Origin of the sequence: Jeotgalibacillus sp. R-1-5s-1, assembly GCF_004405105.1 — a bacterium.
Taxonomy (GTDB): Bacteria; Bacillota; Bacilli; order Bacillales; family Jeotgalibacillaceae; genus Jeotgalibacillus.
On sequence record NZ_SORW01000053.1, the window covers coordinates 327,496 to 342,126 of the forward strand.

Annotated in this window: 13 protein-coding genes; 1 reads left to right on the forward strand and 12 read right to left on the reverse strand. The window is 43.4% G+C overall.

The features are described 5' to 3' along the window. Nucleotides 1-39 precede the first annotated feature (39 nt). From hflC to E2491_RS17120, 9 genes are all read right to left on the reverse strand, one after another. The gene (gene hflC, locus E2491_RS17080; RefSeq protein ID WP_134376823.1) at nucleotides 40-999 is read right to left on the reverse strand and encodes a protease modulator HflC; all 960 of its coding nucleotides are present in this window, start codon (nucleotides 997-999) and stop codon (nucleotides 40-42) included. Next, nucleotides 989-1,960 carry an FtsH protease activity modulator HflK gene (hflK, locus tag E2491_RS17085; protein ID WP_134376824.1) on the reverse strand — a complete coding sequence of 324 codons (972 nt, stop codon included), beginning with the start codon at nucleotides 1,958-1,960 and terminating at the stop codon, nucleotides 989-991. The genes hflC and hflK overlap by 11 nt, the downstream gene beginning before the upstream one ends. 250 nt (nucleotides 1,961-2,210) lie before the next feature. Then, nucleotides 2,211-3,977 (reverse strand): two-component system histidine kinase PnpS, encoded by a 1,767-nt coding sequence (pnpS, locus tag E2491_RS17090; protein WP_134376918.1) that lies wholly within the window; start codon nucleotides 3,975-3,977, stop codon nucleotides 2,211-2,213. Nucleotides 3,978-3,979: 2 nt separating this feature from the next. After that, complete coding sequence (locus E2491_RS17095; RefSeq protein ID WP_134376825.1) at nucleotides 3,980-4,690, reverse strand: response regulator transcription factor; 711 nt, start codon at nucleotides 4,688-4,690, stop codon at nucleotides 3,980-3,982. 210 nt (nucleotides 4,691-4,900) lie between these two features. Next, a complete protein-coding gene (locus E2491_RS17100; protein WP_134376826.1) occupies nucleotides 4,901-5,377 on the reverse strand; it encodes a MaoC/PaaZ C-terminal domain-containing protein in 477 nt (158 codons plus the stop codon). A gap of 203 nt (nucleotides 5,378-5,580) precedes the next feature. Then, nucleotides 5,581-6,534 (reverse strand): malate dehydrogenase, encoded by a 954-nt coding sequence (gene mdh / locus E2491_RS17105; protein ID WP_134376827.1) that lies wholly within the window; start codon nucleotides 6,532-6,534, stop codon nucleotides 5,581-5,583. 78 nt (nucleotides 6,535-6,612) lie between these two features. After that, nucleotides 6,613-7,881 carry an NADP-dependent isocitrate dehydrogenase gene (gene icd, locus E2491_RS17110; RefSeq protein WP_134376828.1) on the reverse strand — a complete coding sequence of 423 codons (1,269 nt, stop codon included), beginning with the start codon at nucleotides 7,879-7,881 and terminating at the stop codon, nucleotides 6,613-6,615. A 237-nt stretch (nucleotides 7,882-8,118) separates the two neighbouring features. Next, nucleotides 8,119-9,237 (reverse strand): citrate synthase, encoded by a 1,119-nt coding sequence (citZ, locus tag E2491_RS17115; protein WP_134376829.1) that lies wholly within the window; start codon nucleotides 9,235-9,237, stop codon nucleotides 8,119-8,121. Nucleotides 9,238-9,528: 291 nt separating this feature from the next. After that, nucleotides 9,529-9,996 (reverse strand): DUF441 domain-containing protein, encoded by a 468-nt coding sequence (locus E2491_RS17120; RefSeq protein WP_134376830.1) that lies wholly within the window; start codon nucleotides 9,994-9,996, stop codon nucleotides 9,529-9,531. A gap of 68 nt (nucleotides 9,997-10,064) precedes the next feature. On the opposite strand from E2491_RS17120, the gene E2491_RS17125 reads away from it, so the two are divergent. Beyond that, nucleotides 10,065-11,156, forward strand: coding sequence for an AI-2E family transporter (locus E2491_RS17125; RefSeq protein WP_134376831.1), 1,092 nt, complete (start codon nucleotides 10,065-10,067; stop codon nucleotides 11,154-11,156). A 23-nt stretch (nucleotides 11,157-11,179) separates the two neighbouring features. Here E2491_RS17125 and E2491_RS17130 read toward each other — a convergent pair whose 3' ends face one another. The 3 genes from E2491_RS17130 to pfkA all read right to left on the reverse strand — a co-directional run bounded on the left by E2491_RS17130 (nucleotide 11,180) and on the right by pfkA (nucleotide 14,436). Beyond that, nucleotides 11,180-11,563: an FxsA family protein gene (locus E2491_RS17130; protein WP_134376832.1), complete on the reverse strand. Its 384-nt coding sequence runs from the start codon at nucleotides 11,561-11,563 to the stop codon at nucleotides 11,180-11,182. Between the two features lie 122 nt (nucleotides 11,564-11,685). Next, entirely contained in the window at nucleotides 11,686-13,446 is a 1,761-nt protein-coding gene (gene pyk / locus E2491_RS17135) for a pyruvate kinase (protein WP_134376833.1), read from the reverse strand. Between the two features lie 30 nt (nucleotides 13,447-13,476). Beyond that, nucleotides 13,477-14,436, reverse strand: coding sequence for a 6-phosphofructokinase (gene pfkA, locus E2491_RS17140; RefSeq protein WP_134376834.1), 960 nt, complete (start codon nucleotides 14,434-14,436; stop codon nucleotides 13,477-13,479). Between the last annotated feature and the right edge of the window lie 195 nt (nucleotides 14,437-14,631).

Below are 14,631 nucleotides of genomic sequence, written 5' to 3' on the forward strand. Positions count from 1 at the left end.
TTCCAAAATGAAAGGGAAAACAGCGGCACCTGCACACTTTTATTCAGTTATTCCCTGAAGGAGGGAAGCGTACGGTGAGTCTGAAGGTAAAATAATCATCGTTTCATCATTCACCGTTGTTTTATAGGACTCAAGCGTTCTGAACAGCTCATAAAACTCAGGATCCTTCGAGAAGGCTTCATTATAGATTCTGGCGGCCTCTGCCTCACCTTCCGCACGAATTACGTCGGCTTCGGCATTTGCTTTTGCCAGCAGCTCCCTCACTTCACGATCCGTATTCGCTTCGATCCGGTTTTTATTCGCATCCCCCATCGATAAATACTCCTGGGCAGTTGACTGACGCTCAGAAATCATTCTCGTATAGACGGACTCTTCATTCGCCTGAGGCAGGTTCGTCTGCTTCATCCTTACGTCCACAACTTCAATACCAAACTGTTCCTGATCGAGCAGTTCATTGACCCGTTCCGTTACACGGTCATTCAAACTTCCTCTTGAAGAGTTTTCATCATTAATGATTTCATCGTAATTTAACCGGCCAAGCTCGGACCGGACGACTGAATAAATGTATTCCTCCATCCTTGACTCTGCATTGACCATCGTACCTGCATTAGAGATCATGCTGATCGGTTCTGTAATGCGCCAGACAGCGTAATTATCGATAATAATACGCTTTTTATCCATCGTATTAATTTCTGCTTCAGATACATCGTAAGTCATCTGATATTTAGGAAGTGTAGTGACGGACTGCACAAATGGAATTTTTGCGTGTAATCCCGGCTCTTCTATAATATTAACAACCTCTCCAAACTGCCGGATTACCCGGTATTCCCCTTCTTTTACGATAAACACATTCAAAAGGGCAATGATCAGAAGGAAGATGAGAAGAAATGAAATGATCCCTGCTTTACGGTATTTCTTCCAGTCAATATCGATATGTTTTTTAGTCTGTTTTGGCTTTTTATTAAAATCAAAAACTTTATTCTGATCATTATTGTCCATTTGACGACCCCTCACTCTCTTCAGCTGGTGGCGGAACCGGCTGCTGACTGTCAGGCTGCAGTGGAAGGTACTTCAGCGTATCTCCATTGTCATTCATAATGTACAGCTTCGTTCCCGGAAGTACTTCTTCAAGTGTTTCGAGGATCAGACGCTGACGGGTGATTTCCTGATTGTTCTGGTACTCGGTAAAGATTTCGTTAAAAATCGCAACGTCTCCACGTGCCTGTTCGATCCTGGCTGCTCTTTCACCCTGAGCACGGGATTCAATCGCATCCTTTTCCCCCTGCGCTTCATTCACTTTCTGATTTCTATATTTTTCAGCTTCATTTTCTTTTGTAATCATCGTTTCACGCGCATCCGTAACAGCCGTAAATGCCTGACGCACTTCCTGATTCGGCAGTTCTACGTCCTGCAGCTGGACTGCCTGCACTGAAATCCCTACCTCATACTTCTCCATCAATGATGCCAGCAGTTCCCGAACCTCTGCTTCAATTTCCGCTTTTCCGGATGTCAACGCTTCATCAATGGTGGAGCTTCCGATAATACTCCGGATGGAAGCGGACGTTGCATCGTATAAAACCTCCCGCGGATCCTCCGCATTGAACAGGTAATCACGCGGTTCAGTAATTTTCCACTGAACAACCAGATCCGTTAATACAATGTTTTCATCACCTGTAATCATCACGGTTTCTTCAGGAAATGATTGAATTTCTCCGCCTTCCTGTTCATATCCAAACTGCAGACTGAAGGTTTCCTTCGACAATACCTCCACCTGCTGTATAGGCCACGGCAGCTTGAACTTCAAGCCTGACTCGGTGATGGTTTCATTGGCTTCACCAAATGTTAAAACGAGTGCCTGCTCGGATTCATCAACGGTGTACCAGGATGTAAACAATATAATAAGGAGGATGACAGAACCAAACACAATCCCGATCCCGGCCATTATTCGTCTTATGCTCATCTCATTCTTCCTTTCTTTATGTACTGCCTATAATACGATTATGTAACAGAAAGGTTTCAGAAAAATGTCAAAACTGATGATAACTAGATAAATGAATCACAGATTTCCAAAAAAGGACATGAAAAAAGCGTGAACGGGGTCTGTTCACGCTTTTTTCGGGGTTCCTTGGATGAAGGGGTTTTCACTTTGTATCTTATCAATTGAATATTAAGAAAATGTCTTAAAGATGTAAATTTAACGTAAAGAACGTTTAATTCCATTTATCCTGTTCAACTGGCAGATCAATCGTGAAAGTGGTCCCTTTTCCAACCTGACTCGCTGCCTGGATTTCTCCATGATGCACTTCTACAATATGCTTAACAATAGCAAGTCCCAGTCCGGTCCCGCCGGAGTTCCTGCTTCTTGCCTTATCCACTCTGTAAAAACGTTCAAAGATTCGGGATATCTCCTGTTTTTCCATCCCTATTCCATTATCAATGACATGAATCAGCATTCTGTCACCGCGTCTTACGGTTTTGACTTTTATTTCGCCTTCATTGTAAGAATAGGTAATAGCATTGTTCAGAAGATTAATAAATACCTGTTTCAGCCGGTCAAAATCTCCTTCAATAACAGACTTCGGATCGAGTTCCAATACAATATGCATCTTTTTCTCTGCCGCGCGCTGACCGATGACCATTTTTACCTCTTCGAGCAGATCTGCCAAATTCACCTCAGAAAGTGATAGTTTAAAGCCCTGCTGTTCAACCTTAGATAAGTCAAGCAGGTCCTGAATCAGCATTTGCAGACGATCACTTTCTTTCAGGATGATTGTCAGAAATGAATCAAGGGCGTCACGGTCATTCATTGCACCGTCGAGTAATGTTTCAGTGAACCCTTTTATTGAGGTAATCGGTGTTTTAACCTCATGGGATACGTTTGCGACAAAGTCTTTTCTCATCTGTTCTAGTTTTTTCAACTCAGAGATATCATGGAAGACGAGTACAATCCCCTGCCACGCACTTCTTTCACCGATGATCGGAGCTCCGTAGATTTCAAGATGTCTTTTTGGGATCGTACTTTCAGTATAGACCTGTTTTCTGACGCGCTGCTCTGTCATGAAAACCTCTTCTGCGATTTCCCTGACACGCGGATCATGAAACACATCTTTATAGCGTTCATTTAAGATTTCCGTCAAATCCATCTGAAAGAATGATAAAAACGGACGATTTACAAGCACAATATACCCCTGCTTATCAATCATGATCAGTCCGCTTCCCATATTTTCAATCAGGGTTTGAAGCCGGTCCTGCTGTACTGCCTGATCGTTAACCATCTCCTGAAGATTGCGGGCAAGAACATTAATCGCATTGCTCAGCATGCCCGTTTCATCTACACGGTCCTCGAAAGTCCTCGCTTTATAATTGCCTTTAGCGAGCTCAATCGCCACTTTGGTTGCTGATTCAATCGGCTTCGTATATTGACTAGTAATTCTGGCACCAAGGAAAATGATGATGAGCATCGCGATTCCAAGCGTGATGGCCAAAATGATCCAAATTTGTCTATAGACATCCCCAAGTTCATTAAAGGAGGTTGCCATGATCACATAACCGCTTTCTCCTGCCGTCTCAACTGCCCCTGCATAATAAAAGGTCTGGTCAATTTGCGGAAACTGAACAATTCCTTCTTCGCGATCCGGGAATGACTGACTGATTTCTTCCAATATTTCCTCATGGTTTACCGTCTCGGATACACCCGTGCCGGAATCATAGATTATGACACCCTCCTGATCCAAAATAGAGATCCGGGTATCGAGAACATCGCTCAGCTGATTAAACTCCGATAAGCTCAGTTCTTCAAAAGATGACTGCCGTTCTGTCTGGTCAATAACAATATCAACTTCACGCTCAAGCCTTGAATGCAAAGCGTTTAAATAATATGATTTCACGAGCTCGCCGATTAAAATGCCGAGTCCGATCAGCACAAGAAAAATGAGTGTGATAAGCGCAAAGAGAAGCCTTCCGCGAAAGGATGAAATCTTCACGCTTCTTTTGGTTTCTCCATTTTATAGCCAAGGCCACGAATTGTTTTGATGTACACAGGCTTCTTTGTGTTTTCTTCAATTTTCTCGCGCAAATGACTGATATGAACATCTACGATACGCGTATCACCGGCAAAATCATAATTCCATACGGCCTGAAGCAGCTGATCTCTTGTCAGGACACGTCCTTTGTTTTCAATCAGATAAACAAGCAGCTCAAATTCCTTTGGCGTTAATTCAATCGGTTCATCCCGGAAATACGCTTCATACTGATCCGGAAATACTTTTACCTCACCAATGGAATGTGAAGCTTCATCCGGTTCCGGCTGTTTCACTTCAGCATGTTTCGTTCTTCTTAAAATGGCTTTAACACGAGCCACAACTTCCCGGGGACTGAACGGTTTTGTCATATAATCATCAGCGCCAAGCTCCAGCCCAAGCACCTTATCAAATTCATCATCCTTAGCTGTGAGCATGATGATTGGAATATCCACGTGCTCCTGACGAAGTTTTTTACAGACTTCAATCCCGTCCATTTTAGGCAGCATCAGATCCAGAACGATCAGATCCGGATTACCTTCAAGCGCCTGATTGAATCCTTCCTCGCCATCAAGAGCGGTCAACACCTCATACCCGGACTGCTCCAGGTTATATTTTAGAAGTGTTACGATTGACTGTTCATCGTCTACTACAAGGACTCTTTTACTCATGTTAAACCTCCAGGAACGTAATTAACCCCTATATTTCGATCCATTCACCCAACTTTATTATAGTATAAACTGTTTCGTGAGGCGATAAGGAATCTTTCAAGCTGCAAATTCAGTCTTTATCACAATAAAAAAACTGTATCAACACTTTGATTCGTGTTGATACAGTCATGGTTGCGGGAATGACCCTGCATTTTCTGTATAAAACTAATACTAAAAATTATCGAGCGCTGAGCCCTCAAAGCGTTCGAGTTTATGTGGCGGGCAGACGATGACGGTTCCTTTCAATACTAAGTCTCCGCTTTCGTCAACCGCCTGTACGGCGATTTCAACTTCGTAATTCGGGCGGTCAATGGACTTAACTTCAAATGTATAGTCTATCGTCGCATAGTGATAAAGCGGTTTTGGGAAACGCAGATTCTGTTCTTTTAAATGCGATCCAGGACCAGGCATATATTTTGAAACCGCAGAAGTAACAAAACCTGTGAGCATGATAGATGGAACAATCGGTTTTTTGTATGGCGTCTGTGATGCATAATCATGTTGAATATATAAAGGATTAGAATCGTTGGTTAATCCAAGAAACAGGAGAAGGTCTTTATCCTCTATTTTTTCAGTTAATGTCAGTTTCTCACCAATCGACATATCTTCTATTTGTCTGCCGAGCTTTCTCTTTTTACCAAGAAGCATCCGTAACTCCCCCTCTTGACTGTTGTTGATTTATTGTACCATTTTTCAGAAAATTTATCTGCAGCTAAAAGAAACCGCTTACACTTTATTTAAAGCTGTGCCGGTGACATCCTTCACTTTTTCGCGTTGCGTCAGCTGTCGCTTCCCTACCGCAGTCTTTGGATATCACCGGCACTTTAAGTAAAATGATCAGCTTACTCTTATTACGCCTGTTCGTTACCGGATAATGCACCCATCACGTTGCGAACGGAGTCAGCTGATTTTTGAAGCTGGGATTTTTCATCGTCTGTCAGTTCAAGCTCGATGATTTTTTCAATACCATTTCCGCCAAGCACGGTCGGGACACCTAGGTAAATGCCATCGAAGCCGTATTCACCCTCAAGGTAGGCAACGGATGGCAGAATACGTTTTTGATCCTTTAAAATTGCTTCTGCCATCTCCATCAGGGCTGCTGCAGGTGCGTAATAGGCGGAGCCGTTCCCGAGAAGGGCAACAATCTCGCCGCCACCTTTTCTTGTGCGTTCAATGATTTCATCAAGGCGGTCCTTAGGAATCAGTGTTTCCAGTGGCACGCCTCCCGCATTTGAATAGCGGGTGAGCGGCACCATGTCATCGCCATGACCACCGAGAACAAATCCCTGAATATCTTTAACAGAAAGATTCAGTTCTTCTGCCACAAATGTATTGAAACGTGCGGTATCCAAAACGCCTGATTGTCCAATAACACGTTCTTTTGAAAAACCGGATTTTTTAAAAACGGTATAGGTCATGGCATCTACAGGATTGGATAGAACAAGAATCGTTGTTTCAGGTGAATGTTTCACGATTTCAGCTGTTACTGACTTCATGATTTTTTCATTTGTCTGAACGAGATCATCACGGCTCATACCCGGTTTACGAGGAAGACCGGCCGTAATAATGACAAGGTCGGAGTTTGCAGTGTCTGCATAATCCGAGGTCCCTTTAATATGTGCGTCATAGCCAAAAACAGGACCTGCTTCAAGCATATCGAGTGCTTTCCCTTTTGTCGGCCCTTCATTTTGAGGAATATCAACCAGAACGATATCTCCAAGTTCTTTTTGTGCAAGGAATAATGCTGTTGTTGCTCCCGTAAAACCGGCACCTACTACTGAGATTTTTTTACGTGTAAAGCCCATCAAAAACTCCTCCTTGAACGTGCTCTGGATTTTTTTATGTACGAGAATGAGCCGTACAGGACGGCTCATTCAGGTGACTTACATATTTTCGATCAAAGCTGTTCCGAACTCAGAACATTTAACTTCTGTTGCGCCATCCATCAGACGGGCAAAGTCATAAGTAACAACTTTAGATGCAATTGTTTTTTCCATTGCTGAAGTGACAAGGTTAGCCGCTTCACTCCATCCAAGGTGTTCAAGTAAAAGTACACCTGAAAGGATTACAGATGATGGATTTACTTTATCAAGACCTGCATATTTTGGAGCTGTTCCGTGTGTAGCTTCAAAAATAGCGTGTCCAGTGTCATAGTTAATATTTGCTCCAGGCGCAATTCCGATTCCACCAACCTGTGCAGCAAGTGCATCAGAAATATAGTCACCGTTCAGGTTCATTGTTGCAACAACATCGAACTCTGCTGGACGTGTAAGGATCTGCTGAAGGAAGATATCCGCAATAGAATCCTTGATGATGATTTTACCGGCAGCTTCAGCATCGCTTTGCGCTTTGTTTGCAGCGTCTGTGCCCTGCTCGTCTTTAATCTTGTCATACTGGTTCCATGTGAAGACTTTATCCCCGAATTCGCGCTCTGCAAGATCGTAACCCCACTTCTTGAACGCTCCTTCTGTAAACTTCATGATATTACCCTTATGAACAAGTGTGACAGATTTACGGTTTTCAGTCAGTGCATAGTTGATCGCTGAACGCACAAGACGCTCAGTACCTTCCTTAGATACCGGCTTCACACCGATACCAGCAGTTTCAGGGAAGCGGATGTTTGTTGCACCCATTTCATCCTGAAGGAAGTTGATCAGTTTTTTCACTTCATCAGAGCCTTCTGCGAATTCAATACCTGCATAAATATCTTCTGTATTTTCACGGAAGATGACCATGTCAGTATCTTCAGGACGCTTTACTGGTGAAGGTACACCTTCAAAGTAACGCACAGGACGAAGACATGTAAACAGATCAAGCTGCTGACGAAGCGCCACGTTTAATGAACGGATTCCCCCGCCGATTGGTGTTGTAAGAGGACCTTTAATCGCAATGAAGTATTCGTTGATTGCGTCAAGTGTTGCCTGAGGAAGCCATTCGCCTGTTTCGTTGAATGCTTTTTCTCCAGCCAGTACTTCTTTCCATACAATTTTCTTTTCGCCGTTATACGCTTTTTCAACTGCAGCATCTAAAACGCGAGAAGCTGATGCCCAGATATCTGGACCCGTTCCGTCACCTTCGATAAATGGTACGATCGGGTGGTTTGGTACGTTAAGATTTCCGTTCGTTACTGTGATTTTTTCACCTTGTGTCATGAATAATTCCCTCCAGATTTAACTTTGTCTCAGCAGAAAGAAAACAGCCTGAAACCGCACAGAGAAAATCCACCCGCTCTTAGCGGACGAAAACCTTACCGTTCTTTAAAGAACCGTTGTTTTTCGCTTTCGTGGATTTTCACTCAATTGTTCAATTAATGGCTTTATTTTTCTGTTCGCTGCATGTCATACCTTTTCATTACATCAATAAATTGATGATTTGTAAACGATCTTCAATCAGCCTCTTTTTTCAACCGGCACATATTCCTGCATGCCAGGGCCTGTATAATCTGCACGCGGGCGGATCAGGCGGTTGTTTGAGTACTGCTCAAGAATATGCGCAAGCCATCCTGATACGCGGCTCACTGCAAAAATTGGTGTGAACAGATCATGGTCAATTCCTAAGCTGTGGTATACAGATGCAGAGTAAAAATCAACGTTAGGTGGCAGTTTCTTTTCAGAAGTAACGACTTCTTCAATTTTAACAGACATCTCGTACCACTTTGATTCACCGCGAAGTTCAGTCAGTTTCTTTGACATTTCACGCAGGTGTTTTGCACGCGGGTCACCCTGGCGATATACACGGTGTCCAAAGCCCATGATTTTCTCTTTATTTTCAAGCTTTTTACGGATGACAGACTCTGCATTTTCCACAGAATCGATCTCAGTCAGCATTTTCATTACCTGCTCATTGGCACCGCCGTGAAGAGGCCCTTTAAGCGCACCGATCGCTGCAGTAACACCTGAGTAAACATCAGAAAGTGTTGCTACACAAACACGTGCAGTGAATGTAGATGCATTCAGTTCATGGTCAGCGTGAAGAACAAGCGCTTTGTTCATCGCTTCCACTTCAATATCCTCAGGCAGTTCACCATTCAGCATGTAAAGGAAGTTGGCAGCATAGCTCAGCTCTTCCTTCGGAGCTACCGGCTCTTTTCCCTGACGGATACGTGCAAAAGCAGTGACGATCGAGGAAATCTTCGCCTGAAGACGAATCGCTTTACGGTAGTTTGCGCCTTCTTCCATCACGTCTGCCTCTTCATCGTAAAGACCAAGTGCAGAAACAGCCGTACGTACTGCCGCCATCGGGTGTACGCTATTTACAGGCATGGCTTTAAGCTGAGCAATCACTTCCTCAGGTAAAGACATATTTTCAGCGAGCTGCTGCTTTAATTCCTTTAACTCGTTCTCTTTTGGCAGTCGAAGATGCCACAATAAGTAAATAACCTCTTCAAAGCTTGCGTGGTCTGTGAGGTCATCAATGTTATAGCCGACATATGTAAGCGTGTCATCGATAATTGAACTAATGGATGAGGTTGTCGCAACGACACCTTCTAATCCCCGGGTTGCTGTCATCAAAATCTCTCCTTTTTCGTATAATTAATTTCTGCTCCGGGCTGAATAAGCACGATACAGAAGAGTTTACGCACAATCCTGCGCATCAGCTGCGCCGAGCGGCTGCTCAGTTCCGTGACAGGAAAAAACTTATTTCAACATATTGTCACAAAGGATGCGCTTACATAACACATTATAATCAATAATCTGAACTTTGTGAATGAAAACGCATTAATTTACTGGTATTAATTTTACTCTGACTGAAAAATTTGTGGAATGAACCTGCCCGCGCAGTCTTCATTCCACCGTATTTCACCATTTTCCCAGCCACTCAAACACCTTCATCGCACTGTATGCGATCCCCGCTCCAATCAGCGGTCCAACAGCGATTCCGCGAAACAGGGCTACCGCTAAAATCGTCCCAAATACAAGTGCCACTGTAATGTGAGGATCGTCTCTGAGAAGAGTAATGCCTCCTTTTGCAATCAGTGCAACAGCAATACCGGAGGCAAGGGCAACCCAGGCATATGGAGACTTAACTGCATCCGTCAATTCTTTAAATCCGATTGCCCCACTTGCAATCGGTGCAAGAACGGCAATCGTGATAATGGTAACACCCCAGTTAATACCCTTCGACTGAATAAGACCAAATATCTTTTCATCAAGACCGGCTATTTTTAGAATAACCAGAACGAGCACTGCAATGATCAAAGAATTATTTTTAGCAAAAAATCCGATCCCGAGCAGTAACAATAAAAAGATGAGTGCCTGATCAATCATTCGATCACCTCTTTTCATAATTTATTTTCACCATCATATCATGAGAAAAACACTGATCAGGTGAGGCCATGACTTCCTTCAATATTAAAAGATTGCTGGCTGTTTTGTTAGCTGCATTATTCATCCTTATCCTGCTTTACATGCTGATTAAATGGCTGACTCCATTATTTTTCGGAATCGTGTTTTCATTTTTTTTATATCCTGCATCCAAGCGCATTAATCATTATACAGGAATACCATTTTCTCTTTGTATTCTCCTGAATATCATTTTGTTTGTCACGTTTGCAGGAACGATCATTTTTATCATCTGCTACTTTTTAATCAATGAGGCGCAGTCATTGATTAAAACGCTGCCCGAACGTATTTACGATCTTCACATCAGGCTATATTCGGGAGACTTCCCCTTTTCCGAACAGCTCTCCGGCTGGTTCAGACTTCTACCGGTAGAAGCAAGAGATTACATAAAACATAAAAGTTTCCCGATGATTGAGAAGCTGTCCATTCAGGCTGGTTCCTTTGTGTTAAACGAGGGGTCAGTTCTAGCTGTTTCGCTCCCTTCTTTAGCGTTCACATGTGTTGTCACGTTCTTTACGGCTTACTTTCTGACAAACGACCCTGCTCTCTTTATTCGATTTTTGTCCGGAACCAACCAAAAAAAGATCGTCCAAATATTTAACACAACCGCTCATCAGCTTTACCGCGAAACAGCCGGATATGTCGGTGCTCAGCTGATTCTGTCGCTTATTACATTTATGCTCTGCCTGATTGGATTGATCATTTTGCATTTTGAGCATCCACTGCTTCTAGCTTTCCTTGTCGCATCAGCTGATCTTATTCCAATAGCGGGATCCCTGCTGTTGTTTGCTCCTGTTATCATTTACTGCCTGCTGACTGGACAAGCCGGCATGGCAGCAGGGGCCATGGCAGTCTATGTGATCATTTTTATTGTAAAACAGCTGATCGAGCCGAAGATCATTGGTCAGCGGCTGGGCATACACCCATTTACGGCTTTCCTTATCCTTTACCTGTCTGTCCGAGCAGGGGGCTGGCAGGGGGTGCTCTGGGCACCAGCTATATTAATTACTGCAGCCGTTTCGATCAAAATGGGCATTTTTCAACTGATGATTGAATACATAAAAAAAGAGGGTAAAACAACCTGATTCGGTTGTTCTCCCTCTTTTATTTATCGGTGAATAATCATACTGCCATTACTCATTTTTCTTTTGATCCATTTATAAATCAGCGGTTTAAACATTTTTCTGGTAGCTGGAACTAGCAATAAAAAACCAATTGCATCTGTTATGAAACCCGGTGTTAAGAGCACAACCCCTCCGACTAATATACAAAGACCGTCAATAATAGCATCTCCTGGTGGGCCGGTAAATGGCTGAGTCTGAATTTTTCTCAACGCCTGCATCCCCTGGGTTTTCGCTAAATATGCACCGAGAATTCCCGTCAGGATGATTAACAGCACGGTAGGAATGACACCAATCCAGTTACCCGCTGTGATCAAGAGGGCAATTTCAAGTGCAGGAACAATTATAATCAGTAAAAAAAGCCATTTCATTCAGCATTGCACCCTTCTATTCAGGTTAAGACAATTGTATCATAACCTGACTGTACACTGAAAAGATCCGTTTCAAAGAAAAAGTGAGACAGATTGAACTGTCCCACCTTCGTTTTTTGAAATTACAGTACGCTTGCGTGTCCGTTATATACATCGCCACGTTCAGCATCTACTGTTACTTCCTGGCCATCTGTAAACTGTGAAAGTGCATTGTCTACACCAACGATTACAGGTAGTCCAAGATTCAAGCCTACAACTGCTGCATGGCTTGTTAATCCGCCTTCTTCTACGATCAGTGCAGAGCACTTCTCAAGAGCAGGCATCATTTCTTTATCAGTACCAATCGTGACAAGTACAGATCCTTCTGTCACTTTATCCAGTGCTTCTTTAGCGTTTGAAGCTGTCACAACGCGTCCAAATCCTGATTTGCGGCCAATTCCCTGACCCTTAGCCAGCACATCTCCGACAATGTGAATTTTCATCAGGTTTGTTGTACCTGATTCACCAACAGGAACACCTGCGGTGATAACCACAAGATCACCATGTTTAACACAGCCGCTGTTTAAGCTTTCAGAAACAGCCATATCAAGCATTTCATCAGTAGTAGACGTCTGACGTCCAAGTTGCGGGTATACGCCCCACACAAGAGCCATACGGCGTGATACTGCTGCATCAGATGTTACAGCAACGATAGCAGCCTCCGGACGGTACTTGGAAATCATTTTAGCAGTATGTCCGCTTTCTGTTGGTGCAATGATGGCATTCACTTCAAGGTTCAGTGCTGTGTGAGCAACAGCCTGTCCGATTGCATCCGTCATATTGCGGTCAAAACGTTTGCTGCGCTTTGAAAGAATGGCTTTATAATCGAGTGCTTCTTCAGCACGTGAAGCAATGTTGTTCATTGTCTGAACTGATTCTACAGGATAGTCCCCTGCTGCTGTTTCACCTGAAAGCATGATTGCATCTGTACCATCGAAAATCGCATTTGCCACGTCAGATGCTTCAGCACGTGTCGGGCGCGGGTTACGCTGCATAGAATCAAGCATTTGCGTTGCTGTAATAACCGGCTTTCCAACTGCGTTACATTTACGGATCAGCTGCTTTTGAACAAGAGGAACCTCTTCTGCAGGGATTTCAACGCCAAGGTCACCACGGGCAACCATTAATCCGTCAGAAACTTCAAGGATTTCGTCAATGTTATCTACACCTTCCTGGTTTTCAATCTTAGGAATGATGTTGATGCTTGCTGCGTTATTCTTTTCAAGAAGCTCGCGGATTTCAAGCACGTCAGACGCTCTGCGGACAAATGAAGCAGCGATGAAGTCAACGCCCTGCTCAACGCCAAACAGAATATCATTGGCATCCTTTTCAGTGATACCCGGAAGGTTTACTGAAACGCCTGGTACGTTTACACCTTTTTTGTTTTTAAGCACGCCTGTGTTAAGAATTTTCGTCTTAATCTCACCAGCTGCTGCGTCGACAGATAATACTTCAAGTCCAATTAAACCATCGTCAAGAAGAATTTTTGATCCCGTCGTTACATCATTTACAAGATCGCTGTAAGTGATGGAGAACTTGTCTGTTGTTCCTACAACTTCCTGCATGGATACGATGATTTCGTTACCTGCCACAAGCTCAATCGCACCATTTTCCATTGTGTTTGTACGGATTTCCGGCCCTTTTGTATCAAGCAGGATTCCGACATTTTTGCCTAGCTTTTCAGCTGCTTCGCGAATGTTTTTAATGCGTGCTCCATGCTCTTCAAAATCTCCGTGAGAGAAATTTAAGCGAGCAACGTTCATTCCTGCTTCCATCAGCTGTGTCAGTTTTTCTACGCTTTCACTTGCCGGTCCAATCGTACATACAATCTTTGTTTTTCTCATTAGTTTATACCCTCCTGAAGGATGTTTCGATTAAATTGATAATTCTTTAGATAAACGGTACAGATCCAAATCTGCCTTGTGCTCCATTTTTAGTGCTTCAATAATATCATAATCCACGAGTTCATTGCGCTGGATTCCAACCGCGCGGCCACCCTTGCCTGCCATCAGAAGCTCAACTGCACGGGCACCTAGGCGGCTCGCGAGGACACGGTCTGCCGCTGTTGGAGAACCTCCGCGCTGCATATGTCCAAGAACAGACACACGGGTATCAATCGATGTTTTATCTTTCAACAGATTAGCAAAATCACCACCGGACATAACGCCTTCAGCTACAATGATAATACTGTGTTTTTTACCGCGGGCATGACCTTTACGAATACGGTCAGCAATTTTTTCCATATCATAAGGATCTTCAGGAATCAAAATCGTCTCCGCTCCGCCTGAAAGACCTGCCCAAAGAGCGATGTCCCCTGCATTGCGTCCCATTACTTCAATGATGAACGTTCTCTCATGAGATGTTGCTGTATCACGGATCTTGTCAATTGCATCAATGACTGTATTAAGAGCTGTATCAAACCCGATTGTGAAATCAGTACCAGGAATATCATTATCGATTGTTCCCGGAACACCAACACATGGATAACCGTGCTCTGTCAGTGCTTTTGCACCCATATAAGAACCGTCTCCACCGATCACAACAAGGCCTTCAATGCCAAATTTCTTCAGCTGCTCAATCCCTTTTTTCTGACCTTCTGGTGTTTTGAACTCTTCGCAACGCGCTGAATACAGCTTCGTTCCACCTCTGTGAATGATATCACCTACAGAACCGAGTTCAAGCTTTTCGATATTCCCTGAAATCAGGCCCTGATAGCCCTGATAAATGCCGTATACTTCAAGACCATGGTAGATGGCTTTACGAACGACTGCACGCACAGCCGGATTCATGCCGGGTGCGTCTCCTCCGCTTGTTAACACGCCAATTTTTTTCATTATGGATGTTCCCACCTTTATTAAGTTTATATGTTAACTATTTCACAGAAAGAAATAGACATTCTATACTCGTTCATTCTTTAAATCATCAGGTTGCATGTACAAGTAAAATTCATCTTCTTAAAAATAACATGAAGCATACCGCTTCTCAATCATTAGTACCAGTGGATAAGAAAAGACGAAATAATCATTCGA